This is a genomic window from Mycobacterium lacus (genome assembly GCF_010731535.1).
GTDB classification, from domain to species: domain Bacteria; phylum Actinomycetota; class Actinomycetes; order Mycobacteriales; family Mycobacteriaceae; genus Mycobacterium; species Mycobacterium lacus.
The window spans coordinates 2,399,067-2,418,345 of sequence record NZ_AP022581.1 but is presented as its reverse complement, the minus strand read 5'-3'; the positions used below and the strand labels follow the sequence as shown (position 1 = coordinate 2,418,345).

General features: G+C 66.7%; 15 protein-coding genes. 5 read left to right on the top strand and 10 right to left on the bottom strand.

From position 1 onward, the window contains the following. The 3 genes from G6N24_RS11045 to G6N24_RS11035 all read left to right on the top strand — a co-directional run bounded on the left by G6N24_RS11045 (position 1) and on the right by G6N24_RS11035 (position 3,558). Positions 1–834 (top strand): serine hydrolase domain-containing protein, encoded by an 834-nt coding sequence (locus G6N24_RS11045; RefSeq protein WP_085161815.1) that lies wholly within the window; start codon positions 1–3, stop codon positions 832–834. Positions 835–958: 124 nt separating this feature from the next. Continuing rightward, the gene (locus G6N24_RS11040; RefSeq protein WP_085161921.1) at positions 959–1,471 is read left to right on the top strand and encodes a DUF3145 domain-containing protein; all 513 of its coding nucleotides are present in this window, start codon (positions 959–961) and stop codon (positions 1,469–1,471) included. A 626-nt stretch (positions 1,472–2,097) separates the two neighbouring features. Beyond that, positions 2,098–3,558 (top strand): Ig-like domain-containing protein, encoded by a 1,461-nt coding sequence (locus G6N24_RS11035; RefSeq protein WP_085161816.1) that lies wholly within the window; start codon positions 2,098–2,100, stop codon positions 3,556–3,558. Positions 3,559–3,606: 48 nt separating this feature from the next. Here G6N24_RS11035 and G6N24_RS11030 read toward each other — a convergent pair whose 3' ends face one another. Next, complete coding sequence (locus G6N24_RS11030) at positions 3,607–4,554, bottom strand: diacylglycerol kinase (RefSeq protein ID WP_085161922.1); 948 nt, start codon at positions 4,552–4,554, stop codon at positions 3,607–3,609. Then, positions 4,554–6,143: an FAD-binding oxidoreductase gene (locus tag G6N24_RS11025; protein ID WP_085161923.1), complete on the bottom strand. Its 1,590-nt coding sequence runs from the start codon at positions 6,141–6,143 to the stop codon at positions 4,554–4,556. Before G6N24_RS11025 ends, G6N24_RS11030 begins: the two co-directional genes overlap by 1 nt. Positions 6,144–6,190: 47 nt before the next feature. Here G6N24_RS11025 and G6N24_RS11020 point away from each other — a divergent pair, with 47 nt between their 5' ends. Both G6N24_RS11020 and G6N24_RS11015 read left to right on the top strand, forming a co-directional pair. Further along, entirely contained in the window at positions 6,191–6,760 is a 570-nt protein-coding gene (locus G6N24_RS11020; RefSeq protein ID WP_085161817.1) for a TetR/AcrR family transcriptional regulator, read from the top strand. Then, the gene (locus G6N24_RS11015) at positions 6,760–8,298 is read left to right on the top strand and encodes a glycerol-3-phosphate dehydrogenase/oxidase (protein WP_139822496.1); all 1,539 of its coding nucleotides are present in this window, start codon (positions 6,760–6,762) and stop codon (positions 8,296–8,298) included. Before G6N24_RS11020 ends, G6N24_RS11015 begins: the two co-directional genes overlap by 1 nt. 71 nt (positions 8,299–8,369) lie before the next feature. Here the strand turns inward: G6N24_RS11015 and G6N24_RS11010 are convergent, their stop codons facing one another. From G6N24_RS11010 to aceE, 8 genes are all read right to left on the bottom strand, one after another. Beyond that, complete coding sequence (locus G6N24_RS11010; protein ID WP_085161819.1) at positions 8,370–9,257, bottom strand: hypothetical protein; 888 nt, start codon at positions 9,255–9,257, stop codon at positions 8,370–8,372. Positions 9,258–9,376: 119 nt separating this feature from the next. Further along, positions 9,377–10,798 carry an acyl-CoA carboxylase subunit beta gene (locus G6N24_RS11005; RefSeq protein WP_085161820.1) on the bottom strand — a complete coding sequence of 474 codons (1,422 nt, stop codon included), beginning with the start codon at positions 10,796–10,798 and terminating at the stop codon, positions 9,377–9,379. 34 nt (positions 10,799–10,832) lie between these two features. Beyond that, complete coding sequence (gene kasB / locus G6N24_RS11000) at positions 10,833–12,086, bottom strand: 3-oxoacyl-ACP synthase KasB (RefSeq protein WP_085161821.1); 1,254 nt, start codon at positions 12,084–12,086, stop codon at positions 10,833–10,835. 81 nt (positions 12,087–12,167) lie between these two features. Further along, positions 12,168–13,418: a 3-oxoacyl-ACP synthase KasA gene (kasA, locus tag G6N24_RS10995; RefSeq protein WP_085161822.1), complete on the bottom strand. Its 1,251-nt coding sequence runs from the start codon at positions 13,416–13,418 to the stop codon at positions 12,168–12,170. Continuing rightward, the gene (gene acpM / locus G6N24_RS10990) at positions 13,415–13,762 is read right to left on the bottom strand and encodes a meromycolate extension acyl carrier protein AcpM (RefSeq protein WP_085161823.1); all 348 of its coding nucleotides are present in this window, start codon (positions 13,760–13,762) and stop codon (positions 13,415–13,417) included. The genes kasA and acpM overlap by 4 nt, the downstream gene beginning before the upstream one ends. A gap of 88 nt (positions 13,763–13,850) precedes the next feature. Further along, positions 13,851–14,768, bottom strand: a complete 918-nt coding sequence (locus tag G6N24_RS10985) for an ACP S-malonyltransferase (RefSeq protein WP_085161824.1) — start codon at positions 14,766–14,768, stop codon at positions 13,851–13,853. A 137-nt stretch (positions 14,769–14,905) separates the two neighbouring features. Continuing rightward, a complete protein-coding gene (locus tag G6N24_RS10980; protein WP_085161825.1) occupies positions 14,906–16,234 on the bottom strand; it encodes a PucR family transcriptional regulator in 1,329 nt (442 codons plus the stop codon). 63 nt (positions 16,235–16,297) lie between these two features. Next, on the bottom strand, positions 16,298–19,132 hold the full coding sequence (gene aceE, locus G6N24_RS10975) for a pyruvate dehydrogenase (acetyl-transferring), homodimeric type (RefSeq protein WP_232070751.1): 2,835 nt from the start codon (positions 19,130–19,132) through the stop codon (positions 16,298–16,300). Between the last annotated feature and the right edge of the window lie 147 nt (positions 19,133–19,279).

The window sequence follows — 19,279 nt, the reverse complement described above, 5'->3', positions numbered from 1 at the left end:
ATGGCCGCCTTCGACGCTCTTGACCCCCTCGCCGATTGGCCGGTGGCCAATGTCGCCGCCGCGGTGATTGGACCCACCGGAGTGCTGGCCACCCATGGTGACACCGCCCGGGAGTTCGTGCTGGCCTCCGTGACCAAGCCGCTGGTGGCCCGCGCCGTGCAGATCGCCATCGAGGAAGGGGTCGTCGATCTTGACACCGCGGCCGGTCCGCCTGGCTCGACGATCCGTCACCTGCTGGCGCATGCTTCGGGCCTGGCGATGCACTCGGAGCACGTGCTGGCCCGGCCCGGCACCCGCCGGATGTACTCGAACTACGGGTTTACCGTGCTGGCCGAGACCCTGCAGCAGGAATCGGGAATCGAGTTCGACCGCTATGTAGCCGAGGCGGTGTTTGGGCCGCTGGGTATGGCGGCAACGCGACTGGACGGTGGCACCTGGGCGGCCGGGTTCGGCGCAACGTCGACGGTCGCGGACCTCGCGGTTTTCGCCGGTGACCTGCTGCGCCCGTCGGCGGTCTCGGCTCAGATGCACGCCGACGCGACGGCCGTGCAATTCCCCGGCCTGGACGGTGTGTTGCCCGGATACGGCGTCCAGCGGCCCAACGATTGGGGATTGGGCTTCGAGATCAGGGATTCGAAATCGCCGCACTGGACGGGCACCCGCAACTCGGCGCGGACATACGGCCATTTCGGCCAATCGGGCGGTTTCATCTGGGCCGATCCCGAGGCGGATCTGGCGCTGGTGGTCCTCACGGACCGCGATTTCGGTGAGTGGGCGGTGGACACCTGGCCGGTGCTATCCGACGCGGTGCTCGCCGAGAAAAATGCACACTAGCGCAACAGGGGTCTCACAAGGCACAATAGACACGCACGACACACAACTTGATGCGAGCGTCCTGCTTATCGGATTCACCAGGTCGTTGGGGAAGACGTCCCTCGTGGAACCGAAGGAGCAGCAGATGCGCGCGTCGAACCAATTTGCCGACGTGACGACCGGCGTGGTGTATGTCCACGCGTCGCCCGCGGCGGTGTGCCCGCATGTCGAGTGGGCGTTGTCGTCGACCCTGCAGGCCAAGGCGAACTTGGTATGGACGCCGCAACCGGCCATGCCCGGTCAGTTGCGCGCGGTCACCAACTGGGTCGGACCGGTGGGCACCGGCGCCCGGCTGGCCAACGCGCTGCGCTCCTGGTCGGTGCTGCGGTTCGAGGTCACCGAGGATCCCAGCCCAGGAGTGGACGGCCAACGGTTCAGCCACACCCCGCAGCTGGGCCTGTGGAGCGGCGCTATGAGCGCCAACGGCGACATCATGGTCGGGGAGATGCGGCTGCGGGCGATGATGGCCCAAGGGGCCGACACATTGGCCGCCGAGCTGGACTCGGTGCTGGGGACGGCGTGGGACGAGGCGCTCGAGGTCTATCGCGACGGCGGCGACGCCGGTGAAGTGACCTGGCTCAGCCGGGGTGTTGGCTAGTCTGCGCGCCATAGCCGGGACAGTTCACCGACGACTACATTTCCATCACGCCACAGGCACATTTCCGTCACGCCACAGGTACTTTTTCATCACGACACCAATACTTTTCCGTCACAACATAAGTCGAAGACGTACGTCGACCAACGAACTCGACAACGCGACCGAACGCATACCGACTCACCTATTCGTCGGCCGAAATCCATTGCTCACCACTGTGATCGGGCCGGCTAGGCGCCGGGCACGATCCGGCTAACTCAACTACCTACCAGTGCAAGTGATTTCACGACCAACATAGATCAGGGTACCGAGCCGCGGCAATCACGTTGGCACTCAACCGGATCGAGTGCCACGCAGTCTTGTCCGCGTCGGGCGCGACCTTCGAAACCGCGAAGGTGGTCGAACCCCGCGACGAGGCCGATTGGGACCTTCGAACCCAAAGATCGGTATTGACAACCGCTCTGACGACCCGGCAAACTTCGCTCCACGTTTCACCCGTTAGGTTGCACACCCCGAACTCAATACCGCCCTTTCCAGGTGACGCCACCAAACCGTTATCGGGGCTCGCGACTCCGAACATCAACCGCGTATGTCAACCACTTTCGCTAGTGGATGCATGAGGAGAATCCATGGGTTACGCCAGGCGTATCAGCCAGGTTGGGGCGCTAGCGGTTGTCATGGTGATGGCGACAACGCACGCGATCGGCTATGGCGCACCGACGGATCCGGGCTCCTCGACCGGCGATCCGTGGGCGGACGTGTCCCCGTCGCCGGGTGGGCCTGACACCGCGCCGGCGGCGATGCCCGCCGCGGGCCTGCCGGGGGCCAGCGCGCAGCCGGTCGACCCCGGCAGCATCCCAGACGACTTGCTCAATGCCGTGATCGACTTTCTGGCGTCGGTGCGCAACGGGCTGGTGCCCATCATCGAAAACCGCACCCCCGTCGCGACCCCGCAACAGGTCAGCGTCCCCCAGGGCGGCACCGTCGGCCCGGTTCCGTTCAACGCCTTTGACCCGGACGGCAACAGGATGACCTTCGCGGTGCGCCAGCGCGGCACACCCGGTGGACCCCAGCACGGCGTGGTGTCGATCGACCAACGGACCGCCAGCTTCACCTATACGGCCGATCCGGCCTTCGTCGGCAGCGACACCTTCACCGTCGCCGTCAGCGATGACACCAGCCTCCACGTGCACGGCTTGGCGGGATACTTGGGGCCGTTTCATGGGCACGACGATGTCGCCACCGTCACCGTCTTCGTCGGTGCGACGCCGACCACGACGATCAGCGGTGACTTCAGCATGTTGACGTACAACATCGCCGGGTTGCCCTTCCCACTGTCCAGCGCGATTCTCCCGCGCTTCTTGTACACCAAGCAGATCGGGCAGCGGCTCAACAATTACTACGTCGCCAACGTCCAGGAGGACTTCGCCTACCACGATTTCCTCATCAAGAAATCCAAGATGCCGAGCCAAACACCGCCCGAGCCGCCCACCTTGCTGTGGCCCATCGGTGTGCCCTTCTCCGACGGGCTCAACACCCTCTCGGAGTTCAAGGTGAAGAGGCTCGACCGGCAGACCTGGTGGGAGTGCAGCGCCGACAACTGCCTCACCCCGAAAGGCTTCAGCTACAGCCAGCTGCAGCTTCCGGGGGGTGAAACGATCGACCTCTACAACTTGCACACGAACACCGGCGGTGGGGTGTTCACCAAGTCCAACCTTGGGCAGATCGCCAACTACATCCTGCAGAACTCCGCCGGCCGCGCGGTCATCGTCACGGGTGACTTCAACGCCCGGTACTCGGAACCCGGGGGCATCGTCACCGATTTTGCCAATGCCACCGGACTCACCGACGCCTGGGTGCAGTTGGAGTACGGCGGCGTCACACCGCTCAATGCGCCCACGTGCATGGTGGGCAACCAGTGCGAGCTGCTCGACAAGATCTTTTATCGCAGCGGCCAGGGAGTGACGTTGCAGGCGACCGACTACTCCAACGAGGCGCCGAAGTTCTTCAATTCCAAGGGGGAGCCGCTGTCGGATCACAGCCCCCCGATGGTCGCGTTCCACTACGTGGCCGACAACGTGGGGCCCTGAGGGATGCAGCCGCCAAGGCGGCAAGCGCGGCCCCGCGAAAACCGGACATCAACGTTGGGGACGCAAAATCTGCAGCGCCGCTGGGACCGCGGAGATCTCGGCGGGCAGTGGGCACGCGAAGTCGCCGTCGGCGTAGACGTTGATGCCGGGGCACTCGACGTGGATTGATGTGGCGCGCGCCGTGCTCACCTCGTCAAGCTCGACATGGGCGCCTTGGAAAATGGTAGGGAACAAGCGGACCAGCTTGGTCCGGGAATCCGATTGCGCCATGGTGATGTCGAGCAGGCCATCGGCGTGATTGGCGTTCGGACAGATCAGCAGCCCGCCTCCATAGCTGCGGGTATTGCCGAAGGCCACCAGCGTGAGATCGGCGTCGATCTCCCGGGTTTCGTCGAGGACCAACCGAAACGGCAATAGCCGTAGCTGCGACAGCTCCGCGAGCATCGCGAGGTAGTAGCGCGACCGCCCGTGCGGCCAGCGCATCCGATTGGCCCGATCGGTCACCAGGGAATCGAATCCGGTTGCCGCCACCGTGCCGAACCACTTGTTGACACCCTTGTCATCGCGGATCCGGCCCAGGTCAATGGTTTCCGTCCAGCCATCGATGACGATGTCCGCAGCAGCCTCGGGATCCTTTGTGGGAATACCGAATTCGCGAGCATGATCGTTCCCGGTTCCCGCCGGGATGATGCCCAGCGGTACGTCGGTGCCCGCCAGCACTTGCAGCGCGTTGGAGATCACGCCGTCGCCGCCGGTGACCACGACTGCGTCGGTGCCCTTCTCGAGTGCCGCGGCGACGAGATGGCGCGCGTCTTCGGCGTCGTCGCCGATGATTTCGACGACCTCTACGCCTCGACGGTGCAGCCGGGCGATCGCGAGGTGTGCGGCCCGGACCGCGGCGCCGTGCCCCGAGACGGGATTGGTCAGCGCGGTCACCTTGCCGATGTCGCGCCGGCGTAGTTGCCCGGCCGTGAAGTCCAGGGGGTCGTGCGGCATCACGGAATCAGCTTGCCGGGATTGAGGATTCCGGCGGGATCCAGCGTCGCCTTGACCGCACGCAACAGCTGCACGCCCAGATCGCCCACCTCGTCGCGCATCCAGGGCCGGTGGTCAGCGCCGACCGCGTGGTGGTGGGTGATGGTGCCGCCGGTGGCCATGATCGCGTCCGACGCGGCCTTCTTGGCGGCAAACCACTGATCGATCGGATTGCCGCGCTGCCCGGCGACCACAGTGAAGTACAGCGACGCGCCGGAGGGATAGACGTGCGAGACGTGGCACATCACCAGCGCCGGTGTGCCCGATTCGGCCAGCGAGGCGGTGAGCGCCTCGGTGACGGCGGCCTTGAGTGCGGGAACGTTGGACCAGTCGGTGGCGGTCTCCAGCGTCTCGCAGAGGGCACCCGCGGCCAGCAGGGAGTCACGCAGGTACGGCGCGGCGAACCGGCCCCGCTCCCAGGCCTGCGCCGGCCCTTCGCCAAGTGACTTGCCGCCGTGGGCGGCTAACAGCGCCCGCGTCTCGGCGTGGCGGCTCTCGGCGTGCTCCCTGGTGCCCTCGAACAAGGTGATCCCCAGGCAGCCGCCGGTGATCTGGCTTTCCCCGATCGCCTCGGTGGTGGCGAGGTTGACTCCGGTCTCGGCCTCATCGGAAAGCCGTATGACGGTGGGTCCCGTGCCGGTTTGGGTGACGGCGCGCAGGGCCGTGACCCCGGTGGCAAAGTCGGGGAACGACCACGCCTCATACCGGGTCGTCTCGGGCACCCGGTGCACCCGCAGCCGCACTCTCGTGATGACTCCGAAGGCTCCTTCCGAGCCGATGGCCAGCTGGCGCAGGTCCGGGCCCGCGGCCGACGCGGCCACCCGGCCCAGATCCAGCACGCCGACCGGAGTGATCATCCGGAGCCCGAGAATCATGTCGTTGAAGCGGCCGTAGCCCGCCGAGTCCTGGCCCGACGACCGAGTCGCGGCAAACCCGCCGATGGTGGCGTACTCGAAGCTCTGCGGGAAGTGGCCGAGCGAGAAGCCGTGCTCGCCGAGCAGCCGTTCGGCCTCCGGGCCGGTGACGCCGGCCCCCAACTCGGCGATGCCGGATACCTCGTCGAGGAAATGGAGTTGATTGAAGCGCCGCAAATCCAGCGACACGACGGCGCCGAACCGACCGCGGGTGGGATCGAGCCCACCGGTGACGTTGGTGCCGCCGCCGAACGGGACGATGGCGATGCCGTGATCGGAGCAGTAGCGCAGGATCGCGGCCACGGCGTCCTCGCCGCCGGGGCCGCCGGGCAGCAACACCGCGTCGGGCGCATCCTGGACTCCGCGATCCTTGCGCCGCAGCATGTCGGGGGTCGACTTGCCGCCGGCGTGCAGCAGCCGGTCGCGGTCGGCGGTGCGGCAGAACTCGGCGCCCACGATCTTGGCCAGCGCGTGTTGATCCGCCTGGGACAAGGCGCACGGGCGCAGCCGCACCTGGTCGGGTTCGAGTTCGGTCTCGGTCGAGTCTTCCAGGCCTACAACCTGCTTCAGCAAAGCCCGGACGCCCTCGGACAGTGGCTTGGCCGCGGCGGGATCCCCCCACGCGTTCCATTTCATCGGCGGAAGGAGTTCGTCAAGATGCGTCATGCGTTACAGTATTACACATGCTGTCAATGAGTAATGCCACTGCGGATACCCGGGACCGCATACTTCAGGCGGCCGCGAGCTGTGTGGTCGATTTCGGCGTGGACCGGGTGACCCTCGCCGAGATAGCACGGCGCGCGGGCGTAAGCCGCCCGACGGTATACCGCCGCTGGCCGGATACGCGGTCAATCATGTCGGCGCTGCTGACCAACCACATCACCGACGTGATGCGTGAGGTGCCGGTCGACGGGGACGACCGGGAAGCGTTGGTCAAGCAAGTCGTGGCGGTGGCCGACCGACTGCGCCGCGACGAATTGATCATGTCGGTGATGCATTCGGAGCTGGCCAGGGTTTACATCACCGAACGCCTCGGTGCCAGCCAGCAGTTCCTGATAGCGGGGCTGGCGGCACGCCTGCGCGTGGCACAACGAACGGGCAGCGTTCGCGCCGGCGACCCCCGTCGACTCGCGACCATGGTGCTGCTGATCGCCCAGTCGACCATTCAGTCCGCCGACATCGTCGCACCGATCCTCGATGCCGAAGCGCTGGCCGCCGAACTCACCTACTCACTGAACGGATACCTGTCCTGATGACCAACTCGACCGCGCTCAACGCGGCGCGCCGCGACGCGGACCTTGCCGCACTCGCGGACGGGGAGCCGCTCGACGTCATCGTCATCGGCGGCGGAATCACCGGCGTCGGCATCGCCTTGGACGCCGCGTCCCGAGGCCTGCGGGTGGCCCTGGTGGAAAAGCACGATCTGGCGTTCGGCACCAGCCGGTGGAGTTCCAAGCTGGTGCATGGTGGCCTGCGCTACCTTGCGACCGGCAACGTGGGGATCGCCCGGCGCAGCGCCGTCGAACGCGGAATCCTGATGACGCGCAACGCCCCGCACCTGGTTCATGCGATGCCGCAGCTGGTTCCGCTGTTGCCGTCGATGGGTCGCGCAAAGCACGCGTTAGTGCGCGCCGGATTTCTGGCGGGCGACGCGTTACGCATGCTGGCCGGAACGCCATCGTCGACGCTGCCCAGGTCGCGCCGAGTTCCGCCGCGGCGCGTCGTGGAGATGGCTCCTACCGTGCGACGGGGCGGGCTTCGGGGTGGATTGCTGGCCTACGACGGGCAGTTGATCGATGACGCCCGGCTAGTCACCGCGGTCGCGCGCACCGCGGCGCAGCACGGCGCCCGGGTCCTTACCTACGTGGCGGCGTCCGAGGCCACCGGCACCTCGGTGCGGCTGACCGACCGGCGCACGCGACAGTCGTTCGACGTGTCGGCGCGGGCCGTCATCAACGCGGCGGGGGTCTGGGGCGGCGAGATTGACCCCGCGTTGAAGTTGCGGCCCAGCCGCGGAACCCACCTCGTCTTCGACGCCAGCGTGTTCGGCAATCCGACTGCGGCGCTGACCATTCCGATTCCCGGTGAGCTAAACCGCTTCGTGTTCGCCATGCCCGAGCAGCTGGGCCGGGTCTACCTTGGGCTGACCGACGAAGACGCCCCCGGCCCGATACCCGATGTGCCACAACCGACTTCGGAGGAAATCACGTTCCTGCTGGACACGGTGAACACCGCGCTGGGGACGACGGTGACGGCCACGGATGTCATCGGTGCTTACGCCGGCCTGCGGCCGCTTATCGACACCGGCGAAGGCCGCACCGCCGATGTCTCGCGCGACCACGCCGTCTTCGAGTCGCCGTCTGGCGTGATCAGCGTGGTCGGCGGCAAACTGACCGAATACCGCTACATGGCTGAGGATGTGCTGAATCGCGCCATCCGCCTGCGACACCTGGGGGCCGCCGAATGCCGGACTCGTAACCTGCCGCTGATCGGCGCACCGGCGAACCCCGGCCCGGTCGCGGGAACCGCGGGCGGTGTGCCGGCGTCGCTGGTCGCGCGCTTTGGCGCCGAGGCGGCCAACGTCGTCGTCGCCGCCACGTGTGCGCGGCCCACCGAACCGGTCGCCGACGGCATCGACGTGACTCGCGCGGAGTTCGAATTCGCAGTGACCCACGAGGGCGCGCTGGATGTCGGCGACATCCTAGATCGGCGGACCCGGATCGGTCTTGTGCCGCGCGACCGGGAGCGGGTTGTCGGTGTGGCGGAGGAGTTCCTTGCCGGAGTGGGGTAGTTCTTGGCGAGCAGACGCAGAATCGCACGCGCGAGGTCCGCGCAGTGCGATTCTGCGTCTGCTCGCCAAGGTCAGCTGGCCATACGTGGGCGGGCCAGGTGGCTCCCGATTCGTTTCGCGAGCCGGTCGGGTTCGCGCCTCACGTCGTGGACGACTATTGGAATGATCGTCCACCCAAGCTCTTGGATTTTGCCCCACCGCGTTTTGTCACGCAGCATCTCGTCCCGCCCCGCGTGCCAGTCGATACTTTCGTATTCGGCTGCCACGTAGGCCTCAGGCCACGCGAAGTCGACGCGCCACAGCTCGCCGTCGGGGCCATGGATCGGGTACTGGAGCTCTGGCAGAGGCAGGCGGTGGTCGATCATGACGAGGCGCGCTTCGCTTTCCATGGCCGACTCGGCGCGCCCGTCGGCGAAGGGCAAGAGCTCGCGCACTGCGACGATGCCTCGTCGTCCTCGCTGCTCCGCAACGGCGGTTTCAATGTCATTGTGGGTACAGCGCATTGAACGCAGTGCGGCGTCGAGCGTTGCCAGTGCTCGCGGACGGTGCAACTGCCTTGCGACCTCCACGGCGGTCCAGGCCGGTGCGGTTGCGAGACGCCCTGATATCCGCTGCAGGCGAGCACCAATGCGTTGGTGGACCATCAGACCCACCGTGGGGCGCATCCGTACGCCAGGATCTAGCACGTGAACGGCGGTGGTGTTCTCGGTGTCAAATCCGTACAACGTGGCAGCCGTGCCCATGCACGCTACGGCATGTCGGCCCATAAAGATGTCGAGCGCTGCCAAGCGGCCCAACAGATTTGGTTCCTGGGCGGCGTAGACGCCATGCCAGACGCGAACGAGGGCGCCACATTTCACTTGGACGTCGAGCTGTTGACGGGTCATGACTGTCAGCAATTGCGCGGTGGTGGCAAATCCGCCGGCCTGCCGCAGGAGCTCTGTCACATCGGGGTGCACCGCGAAAGCATGCGAGAAGCGCGTCGCATTGGCCAGCCACCGCTGGGGATAACTGGCGAGCAGACGCAGAATCGCACGCGCGGGGTCCGCGCAGTGCGATTCTGCGTCTGCTCGCGGTATTAGAGCGGGATGTTTTTGTGGCGGCCGCGGCGTGCCGGGGCCTGGGCCAGCGCCTCGGTGAGCTTGCTGCGGGTGTGCGCCGGGTCGATCTTTTCGTCGACCACGCCGATGTCGATGGCGCTGTCCACACCGCCGGCGATCCGCTCATGCTCGGCGGCCAGCTCGTCATGCAGCGCCTCGCGCTCGTGATCCGGGGCGGCGGCCAGCTTGCGCTTGTGCAGGATGCCGACGGCCGCCTTGGCGCCCATGACCGCGACCTCGGCGTCCGGCCAGGCGAACACCTTGGTCGCGTTCAACGAGCGGGAGTTCATCGCAATGTAGGCCCCGCCATAGGTCTTTCGGGTGACCAGCGTGACGCGCGGAACGGTGCACTCGCCGAACGCGTGCAACAGCTTGGCGCCGCGGCGCACCACGCCGCCCCACTCCTGGTCCACACCGGGCAGATAGCCAGGGACGTCGACGACGACCACCAGCGGTATCCCGAATGCGTCGCAAAGGCGCACGAAACGCGCTGCCTTCTCGGCACTTTCGGAGTTCAAGCAACCGCCCAGACGCAGCGGGTTGTTCGCCAACACGCCGACCGTGCGGCCGGACAGCCGGCCCAGACCGACCACCATCGACGGCGCCCAATTGGCCTGGAACTCGTCGAACGGTGTGTCGGAGTCGAGGATCGCGGTCACGATCGGATGCACGTCGTAGGCCCGGCGCGAAGACTCGGGCAACAGCGCGTGGATATCGGTGTCACCGGCCTCGGCCTTGCTGCGGTCGAAATGCCCTTGCTGGCAGAACAATCCGACCAGCCGGCGGCCGCGTTCGTAGGCGTCGAGTTCGTCGTCGGCGACGATATGGCACACCCCGGATTTCTTGTGGTGGGTCTCCGGACCACCGAGCGACGCCATGTCGACGTCCTCGCCGGTGACGCTGCGCACCACGTCGGGCCCGGTGACGAACACCCGGCTTTCCGGCGCCATCACGACGACGTCGGTCAGCGCCGGCCCATAGGCGGCGCCGCCGGCGGCGAAGCCGACGACCACCGAGATCTGCGGGATGTAACCGGACGCGCGAATCATGGCCTCGAACACCAGGCCGACCGCATGCAGCGCGCGCACGCCTTCGGCGAGCCGGGCCCCACCCGAGTGCCAGATGCCCACGATCGGGCTCTGCTCCTCGATCGCGGTGTCGTAGGCATTGACGATGTGCGTGCAGCCCTCGATGCCCATCGCGCCGCCCATCACGGTGCCGTCCGTGCAGAACGCGATGGTGCGCACACCGTTCACGGTGCCGGCCGCGGCAAGCACGCCGGAGCGGTCACGCTCGTGCAGCAGTTCGACGCTGTCGTTGTCGAAGAAGTTGCACAGCCGCAACAGCGGATCGCGGGGGTCGAGCGACTCGCCAACCGCCTCGGGGGCCATGATCGTCATCGCAGGTCTCCTGTGTTCCGAGTGGTGCTCGGGCCTAGTAACGCCCAAAGGCGATCGCCACGTTGTGACCGCCGAATCCGAACGAGTTGTTGACCGCATACCGGTAGTTACCCGGCCGCGGCTTCCCGGCCACCACATCCAGGTCGATCTCTGGATCGAGGTTGACCAGATTCAGTGTCGGGGGGATTATCTGATCCCGCAACGCGAGCACCGTCAAGATCGATTCCACCGCGCCGACCGCACCGACCGAATGGCCGAGGGCGGACTTGGGCGCGTATACCGCCGGCCTATTGCTGCCGAGGGCGTTGTTGATCGCCCTGCCCTCGGCCAGGTCGCCGACCTGGGTGCCGGTGGCATGGGCGTTGACGTGGTCGATGTCGCTGGGAACCAGGCCCGCCAGCTGCACCGCCCGCGTGATCGCGTGCCCGGCGCGTTCCCCGTTGGGGTCCGGTGCCACCATGTGATAGCCGTCCGAGGTGATGCTGGCCCCCATGATGCGAGCCAGGATGTTGGCGCCGCGTGCCTTGGCGTGCTCCTCGGTCTCGATCACCATCAAAGCGCCGGCCTCACCGAAGACGAAGCCGTCGCGGTCCCTGTCGAACGGGCGACAGGCACCGGCGGGATCGTCGTTGTTGGTGGACATCACGATGCGCATGTTGGCGAACCCGGCGATGGGTACCGCCTCGATCCTGGTTTCCACGCCACCGCAGATCGCGATGTCGGCCTCACCGAGCACGATCTGCTGCCACGCGCGGGCGATCGCTTCGGAACCAGACGCGCACGCCGACACCGGCGTCATCACCCCGGCCTTGGCATGGCGTTCCAGGCCGACGGCCGCGGCGGCACCATTGGGCATGTACTTCTGCACGGCCAGCGGAGAGATCGCCCTGAAGCCGCGAGCGCGCATGTCGTCGTAACCGAATACGAGCTCTTCGGCCGAGCCCAGCCCGGTGCCGATGGACACCGCCAGCCGGTTGGTGTCGACCTCCGGCGATCCGGTGTTCTCCCATACCCGGCGGCCCAATATGGTGGACATTCTCTGCAGGTATGCCGTCCGACGCAGCTCGACCCGCGTCAGCTGATGGTCGAATTCCTCCAGCAGGTGCCCGCCGATGCGGACCGGTAGGTCGAACTCCTCGACGAACGGGTCGTCGAGGGTGCGAATTCCACTTTGGCTGTCCAGCAACAACTTCCAGGTGGTCTCCGCGTCGGTCGCGAGTGCGGTGGTCATGGCGATACCGGTGACCACCACATTGGGCAGGGCCTTCCCTGTAACCAGCTCCGTCATGGGTCTAGCGAACGTTCCTTCCGTATCTGTCCGGCTCCTCCTCGGGCCGCGTGCGGCCCGCATCGTCGCCGGACGCCGTGTTCAGTAGCGCCCGAAGGCGAGCGCCACATTGTGGCCGCCGAACCCGAACGAGTTGTTGATCGCGTAACGGTAATCGCCGTAGCGGGGTTCACCCGCGACAACATCGAGGTCGATCTCGGGATCCGGGGTCTCGTAGTTCAGCGTGGGCGGAATGACGCCGTCGCGAAGCGTCAGCACCGTGAGCACGGATTCGAGGGCACCGACCGCGCCGATGGAGTGGCCCAGCGCCGACTTCGGGGCATACACCGCCGCCCGCTCACAACCGGCGACCCGGATGGCATTGGCCTCCGCGGTGTCGCCGATCGGTGTCGCCGTCCCGTGCGCGTTGACGTGGTCGATGTCCGCCGGCGACAGGCCCGCCAGCTCCAGCGCCCGTGTCATCGCCCTGCCGGCACGCACGCCGTCCGCCGCAGGCGCCACCATGTGGAAGGCGTCCGAGGTGATCCCGGCACCCAGCAATCTGGCCAGCGGCTGGGCGCCGCGGGCCTTCGCGTGCTCCTCGGTCTCGATGAGCATGAGCGCCCCGGCCTCGCCGAACACGAAGCCGTCGCGGTCTTTGTCGAACGGCCGCGACGCACGCTCGGGCTCGTCATTGCGGGTCGACATGGCCCGCATCATGGAGAACGCCGCAATGGGTAGCGCCTCGATGGGTCCTTCGACACCGCCGCAGACGGCGACGTCCGCATCACCCATGACGATCTGACGCCAAGCGTGAGCGATCGCCTCCGAGCCCGACGAGCAGGCCGACACCGGGGTCATCACCCCGGCCCGGGCGCCGAGTTGCAGCCCGACGGTCGCCGCGGCGCCGTTGGGCATGATCATTTGAACGGCAAGCGGGGACACCTTGCGGGGCCCGCCCTGGTTCATCAGGTCGTAGCTCTCCACGATCCGCTCGGCGCCGCCCAGACCGGTGCCGACGACGACGGCGAATCGGTCCGGATCGACCTCCGGGGTGCCTGCGGTTTCCCACAGCTGACCGCTCAACAATTTGCCCATGCGCTGGACATACGACATCCGCCGCATGTCCAGCCGGCCCATGTGGCTATCGATCGGTTCCTTGAGGTGGCCGCCGATCTTGACCGGTAGGTCCCATTTGGTGACGAACTCGTCTTCAAGGACGTGGATGCCGCTCTCGCCGGCCAACAGACCCTTCCACGTGCTCTCGATGTCCGGCGAGATCGACGTCGTCGCTGTGACGGCGGTCACCACAACGCTGGGGTAACCGCCATTAGCAGTGGAAGGCTTAGTCACTTGCTGTCCGCTTCCAGCCTTGCCTGAACTTTTTCGACGGCCTCGGGGTTCTCCGACTCGATCTTGGCGCGCAGCGCCTGAGCGGCCTCGGGGTTCTCTTCCTCAAGCTTCTGGATGTAAGCGACAACGTCACCGACGGTGCGCAGACCGGCCAGGTCCTCGTCGGGGATCTTGACGCCGTACTTGTCCTCGGTCTGCACCGCGATCTCGACCATCGACAGCGAGTCGATGTCCAGGTCGTCGACGAACGACTTCTCCGGGGTGACCTCGGACGGCTCGATACCGGTGACCTCTTCGATGATCTCGGCAATACCGGCGATGATTTCTTCCTGAGTTACGGCCACAGCCTTGCTTCCCTTCGTAATGTGTTGTGGGTAAATCGAATTGACGTGCTCTTGGAGCGGTGTGTGGTTGTACTGGCCAAAGCTGGTGTTACAGGTTTGCCAACTCGTCCAGGTCTGCGGGCGACTTGACGGCATGCGTCGGAACCCCCCGAAGTTCACGTTTGGCGATACCGGTGAGGGCGCCCGCCGGGGGGAACTCCACGATCGCCGTGACATTGTGCTCGCTGTGCTCACGGATGTACGCGGTGCACAGGTCCCAGCGCACCGGCTGCGTGAGCTGAGAGACCAAGGCGTCCATCGCCGCGGTCGCGGAGGCAACCGGCTTCCCGTCGCGGTTGGACAATAGCGTGGCCGTCGGCTCGTTGATGGCGATGCGTGCCGCCGCTGCGGCGTAGCCGTCGAGAGCCGAAGCCATGAAACTGGTGTGGAACGCTCCGGCCACACCCAGCGGGCGCACCCGAGCCCTGGCGGGCGGGTCCTCGGCGAGCTTCTCCAGCGCGGTCAGCAGGCCGGCGGCGACGATCTGGCCAGCGGCGTTGCGGTTGGCAGGGACCAAGTCGAGTTGCTCCAGGCGGCCCAGCACCTCGGCCTCGTCACCGCCGAGCACCGCGGACATGCCGGTGGGCTCGATGGCGCACGCTTTGGCCATCTCCGCGCCGCGGGTGGCAGCCAGCGCAACGGCGTCGTCTTCGGCCATGACGCCGGCGATCGCGTATGCCGCGATCTCGCCGACGGAGTGACCGGCCACGACGAATGGCCCCGCCGTCAGCAGCCCACGCTTGGTCAGCTCCCGGTGAGCGAGCAGGGTGGCCGCGACGATCAACGGCTGGGCGATCGCGGTGTCGGTGATCTCCTCGGTCGACGCGGTGGTGCCCAACCGCGCCAGATCCAGGCCGCTGGCCTCGGACCAGGACGCGATCTGGTCTGCCGCGCCCGGCAGTTCCAGCCACGGCGACAGCATTCCTTCGGTCTGCGAACCCTGTCCGGGTGCGAGCAACGCAATCACGTGTCTAAGAGAACACTGTGAAGACGGTTTTGCGGGGTGTAACAGATTATGAACCTCGTCTTAGGTTTTTGTGTACACCCTACAAAACAGGCCCGTAAGCTACACGTTTGAGATCGTCCCGCGATCTGTTGCTTAGATCACTGCGCGCCCAGGTGCGGTCGGATACCGCCCCTTACCGCGGCGGGCAGCGGGGCGATGGCGTTGCTACCGACGCTGGTGTGAACCGTCGGGTAGTTCAGTTGGCCCACCGTGGACGCCACCCGAAGGACGTAGGCGTCACGCGGCTGGGTGGGATCGCGGCCGGTGAAGTCGGTGATGCGCTTGAGCCGATATCGAACCGTGTTTGGATGAACGAACAACTTCCTGGCACAGGCCTCAATCGCGCCGCCACAGTCTAGATAAGCATCGAGTGTCTCGGTGAGCGTCGGTCCGGCATCGGCCAATGGCCGCATCACGTCGGTGTGCAGCGCCACGATCGCCGACGCATCACCCATCAGTGCGCGTTCCGGCAGCAGCTCCCTGGCCAGTACGGGCCGTGGCGCCCCGCTCCACCCGGCGACGGCGTTCATCCCGGAAATCGCCTCGCTGGCGCTGTGGCAGGCCGCGGTGAGCATCGGCGAGGTCGGTCCGATGACCACCGGGCCGTCGGAGAAGGCCTCAAGGATGTCCTGCAGGAATTTGTCCGTCGGCGACAACTGACCGGACACGATGGCCACCAACCAGGTGCCGTGCACGTCGGTCAGTGCCGCGCGGCCGTGGCGAGCGGCGATATCGCGGACGTCCTGGCTGGCCCGTTCGCTGTCGACCTCGTTGTTCGAGCCGTCCCGGCCGGGTGCCGGGGTGCCCACCACGACCGTCGCGGGCGCGGTCGTGTCCCAGTTCAACGCGGCCGCCCGCGACAGCAGCTCAGGGCCGGTGTCGCCGCGGACCACCGCGTCGACAACGCTGGCCTCCATCCGGCTGTCCCAGGTGCCCCGCGCCTCGGCCGCGTCGGCGTACGCCGAGGCGGCGGTAAACGCCAGGTCGCGGCTGTACTTCAAAATGCCGACTGTGAGCGCGGTCAACTGTTCTTCGGAGCGGGCCAGCAGCGGCACCACTTCCTCGAAGAACTCCATCGTGACCCGCACCATGTCCACGGTGTGGCGCAACGCGATTCGTTGCCTGAGGTCCTGGGGGACCAACTCGAATGCCTGCGCGGTGTAGCTGACGTTGCTGTGCGGGTCCTGCATCCACTCGACGAAGTTCACCACGGCCGTCTGGACCACCAGCGCCACGCTGGCGCGCTGAGAGGCTTCCAGGTCGGCGAAGAACGGCAACCGCTCTTGCATGGCCGAGACTGCCTCGGTGGCCAGCCGGCCCGAGTATTGCTTCAACCGCCGCAGCACCGATTCGGGCACGGTGTCCAGCAGTTCGAGCGGCGACCGCGGATGGCGCGCGAAGGGGCCGGCAAACAGGTTGTCATTCACGCCTAAAAGCTACGCCAGGTTTCTGGAACTTTCCTCCAAGAGCGACGCGGGCGTGTGACGGGATCACGCGACGCCGGGATCCGACGTTCCCCCGCAAGCGGGTGGGGTCACCGCGGAGCTGGGGAGTACCCCCAGCTCCGGCGCGGCCTGCACGTCGTCGATCCGGTACTGCTTGGCGGCCGTGACTGGCACCGATTGGTCGATCTCACCATCGCGTGCCAGCGCCTCCAGCACCGCGACCGCCTGGGATTCGGCGTCGGTGTTGAAGTAGCGCCGAGCGGCGGGCCGGGTGTCGGAGAAGCCGAACCCGTCGGTGCCCAGCGTGACGTAGGAGCCGGGCACCCAGGGCCGGATCTGCTCGGGGACCGCGCGCATCCAATCGGATACGGCGATCACGGGCCCGCTGCACCCGGCGAGGGCCTGGGTCACGTACGGGACGCGGGCCGGTCGTTCGGGGTGGCGCAGGTTGGCGGTCTCGGCGGCAACCCCGTCGCGGTTGAGCTCGCCCCAACTGGTCACCGACCACACGTCGGCGGCGACATCCCACTCGGCGGCCAGCAGCTCCGCCGCCTTCAGCGCGGCGGGCATGGACACCCCCGAGGCCAGGATCTGCGCCCTGCTGGTGTGCTGCTCCGTGGCGGCCCGGTACCGGTACATGCCCCGCAGCAGGCCCTCGGGATCGAAGTTCTCCGGCTCCGGCGGCTGAACATACGGCTCGTTGTAGACGGTGATGTAGAAGAACACGTTCTCCGGGTTCTCCCCGAACATCCGGGACAGCCCGCTTTCCACGATGTAGGCGATTTCGTAGGCGAACGCGGGGTCGTAGGAGACCACCGCCGGGTTGGTGGCCGCCAACAGTAGCGAGTGACCGTCGGCGTGCTGCAGGCCCTCGCCGGTCAGTGTGGTGCGTCCCGCGGTGGCGCCGAGCAGGAAGCCACGCGCCATCTGGTCGGCCGCGGCCCACAGGCCGTCGCCGGTGCGCTGGAACCCGAACGCCGAATAGAAGATGTAGATCGGGATCATCGGTTCGTTGTGCGTCGCATACGAGGTGCCGGCCGCGGTGAATGAGGCCACCGACCCGGCTTCGTTGATGCCCTCGTGCAGGATCTGCCCGATCTCGCTCTCCTTGTACGCCAGCATCAGCTCGGCGTCGACCGCCGTGTACAGCTGACCAAGGCGGTTGTAGATCTTCAACGACGGGAACCACGAGTCCATCCCGAACGTGCGCGCCTCGTCGGGAATGATCGGCACGATCCGCGGGCCAATTTGCCTGTCCCGCAATACTTCCTTGAAGGTGCGCACCACCGCCATGGTGGTGGCGACCTCCTGGCTTCCCGAGCCCCTCTTCAACGGGGCGTAGATGTCGCGGCCAGGAAGCTTCAGCGCCTTGGCGTTAGTGCGGCGCTCGGGCAGAAAGCCCCCCAGCGCGCGGCGCCGATCGAGCAGGTACCGGATCTCCGGGGCGTCCGGCCCGGGGTGGTAGTACGGCGGCAGGTACGGATCCTCCTCCAATTGAGCGTCGCTGATCGGAATGCGCATGGCGTCCCGGAAGTACTTGAGGTCTTCCAGCGCAAGCTTTTTCATCTGATGGGTGGCGTTGCGGCCCTGGAAGTGCGCGCCCAGCGAGTAGCCCTTGATGGTCTTGGCCAGAATCACCGTCGGCTGTCCCTTGTGGTCGACGGCGGCCCGGTAGGCGGCGTAGACCTTGCGATAGTCGTGCCCGCCACGCTTGAGGTTCCAGATCTCGGAGTCGCTCATGTGCTCCACGAGAGCCTTGGTGCGTGGGTCGCGCCCAAAGAAGTGGTCGCGCACGTAGGCGCCGTCGTTGGCCTTGTAGGTCTGGTAATCACCATCGGGCGTCGTGTTCATCAAGTTCACCAAGGCGCCGTCGCGGTCGGCGTGCAGCAGGGCGTCCCATTCACGGCCCCACACCACCTTGATGACGTTCCAGCCGGCCCCGCGGAAGAACGACTCCAACTCCTGGATGATCTTGCCGTTGCCGCGGACCGGGCCGTCGAGGCGCTGCAGGTTGCAGTTGATCACGAACGTCAGGTTGTCCAGGCCTTCCAGGGCGCCCACATGGGCCAGGCCGCGGCTCTCCGGCTCATCCATCTCGCCGTCGCCCAAGAAACACCACACGTGCTGGTCGGAGGTGTCTTTGATACCGCGGTCGTGCAGATAATGGTTGAACCGGGCCTGGTAGATGGCGTTCATCGGGCCCAGCCCCATTGACACCGTGGGGAATTCCCAGAAGTCGGGCATCAGCCTCGGGTGCGGGTAGGACGGCAACCCGCCGCCGAGATGGCTGTGCTCCTGGCGGAAGCCGTCAAGCTGGTCCGCGGACAGGCGGCCTTCCAGGAAGGCGCGCGCATAAATGCCGGGGGACGCGTGGCCCTGGATGAACACCTGGTCCCCGCCGCCGGGGTGCGATTTGCCCCGGAAGAAGTGGTTGAAACCGACCTCGTAGAGCGCAGCCGACGACGCGTAGGTCGAAATGTGACCACCGACGCCCACGCCCGGTCTTTGCGCGCGGTGCACCATGATCGCCGCGTTCCATCGGATCCAGGCCCGGTATCGGCGTTCGACGTCTGCGTCGCCGGGAAACCACGGCTCCAGTTCGGTCGGGATGGTGTTGACGTAATCGGTCGAGGTCAACGCCGGGATGGCGATCCGCTGCTCGCCGGCGCGTTCCAGAAGCCGCAGCATCAGGTAGCGCGCCCGCGTCGGGCCCGACCGCTCCAGCAATTCGTCGAAGGACTCGAGCCACTCCGACGTCTCCTCGGGATCGATATCGGGCAGGTAGGACGCCACACCCTCGCGGATCACCCGAACGCGGTCGGGTTCCCTTGCGCTGCTTGGGGTTTTGGCCAGATCGTGGCGCGCGAACTCGGTGGTCAACGCGGTACTCCTGTAGTTGGCGGGGCTTTCTACCTGGGATGCATGGGGTGGTCTATCTCCTATCCTGCCGCACATGCGTTTCGGGCGGGAACCGCCACCGTCCAGGGCGAACCCGGTGCGTCGGGGGCGGTTACAATCCCGACCCGG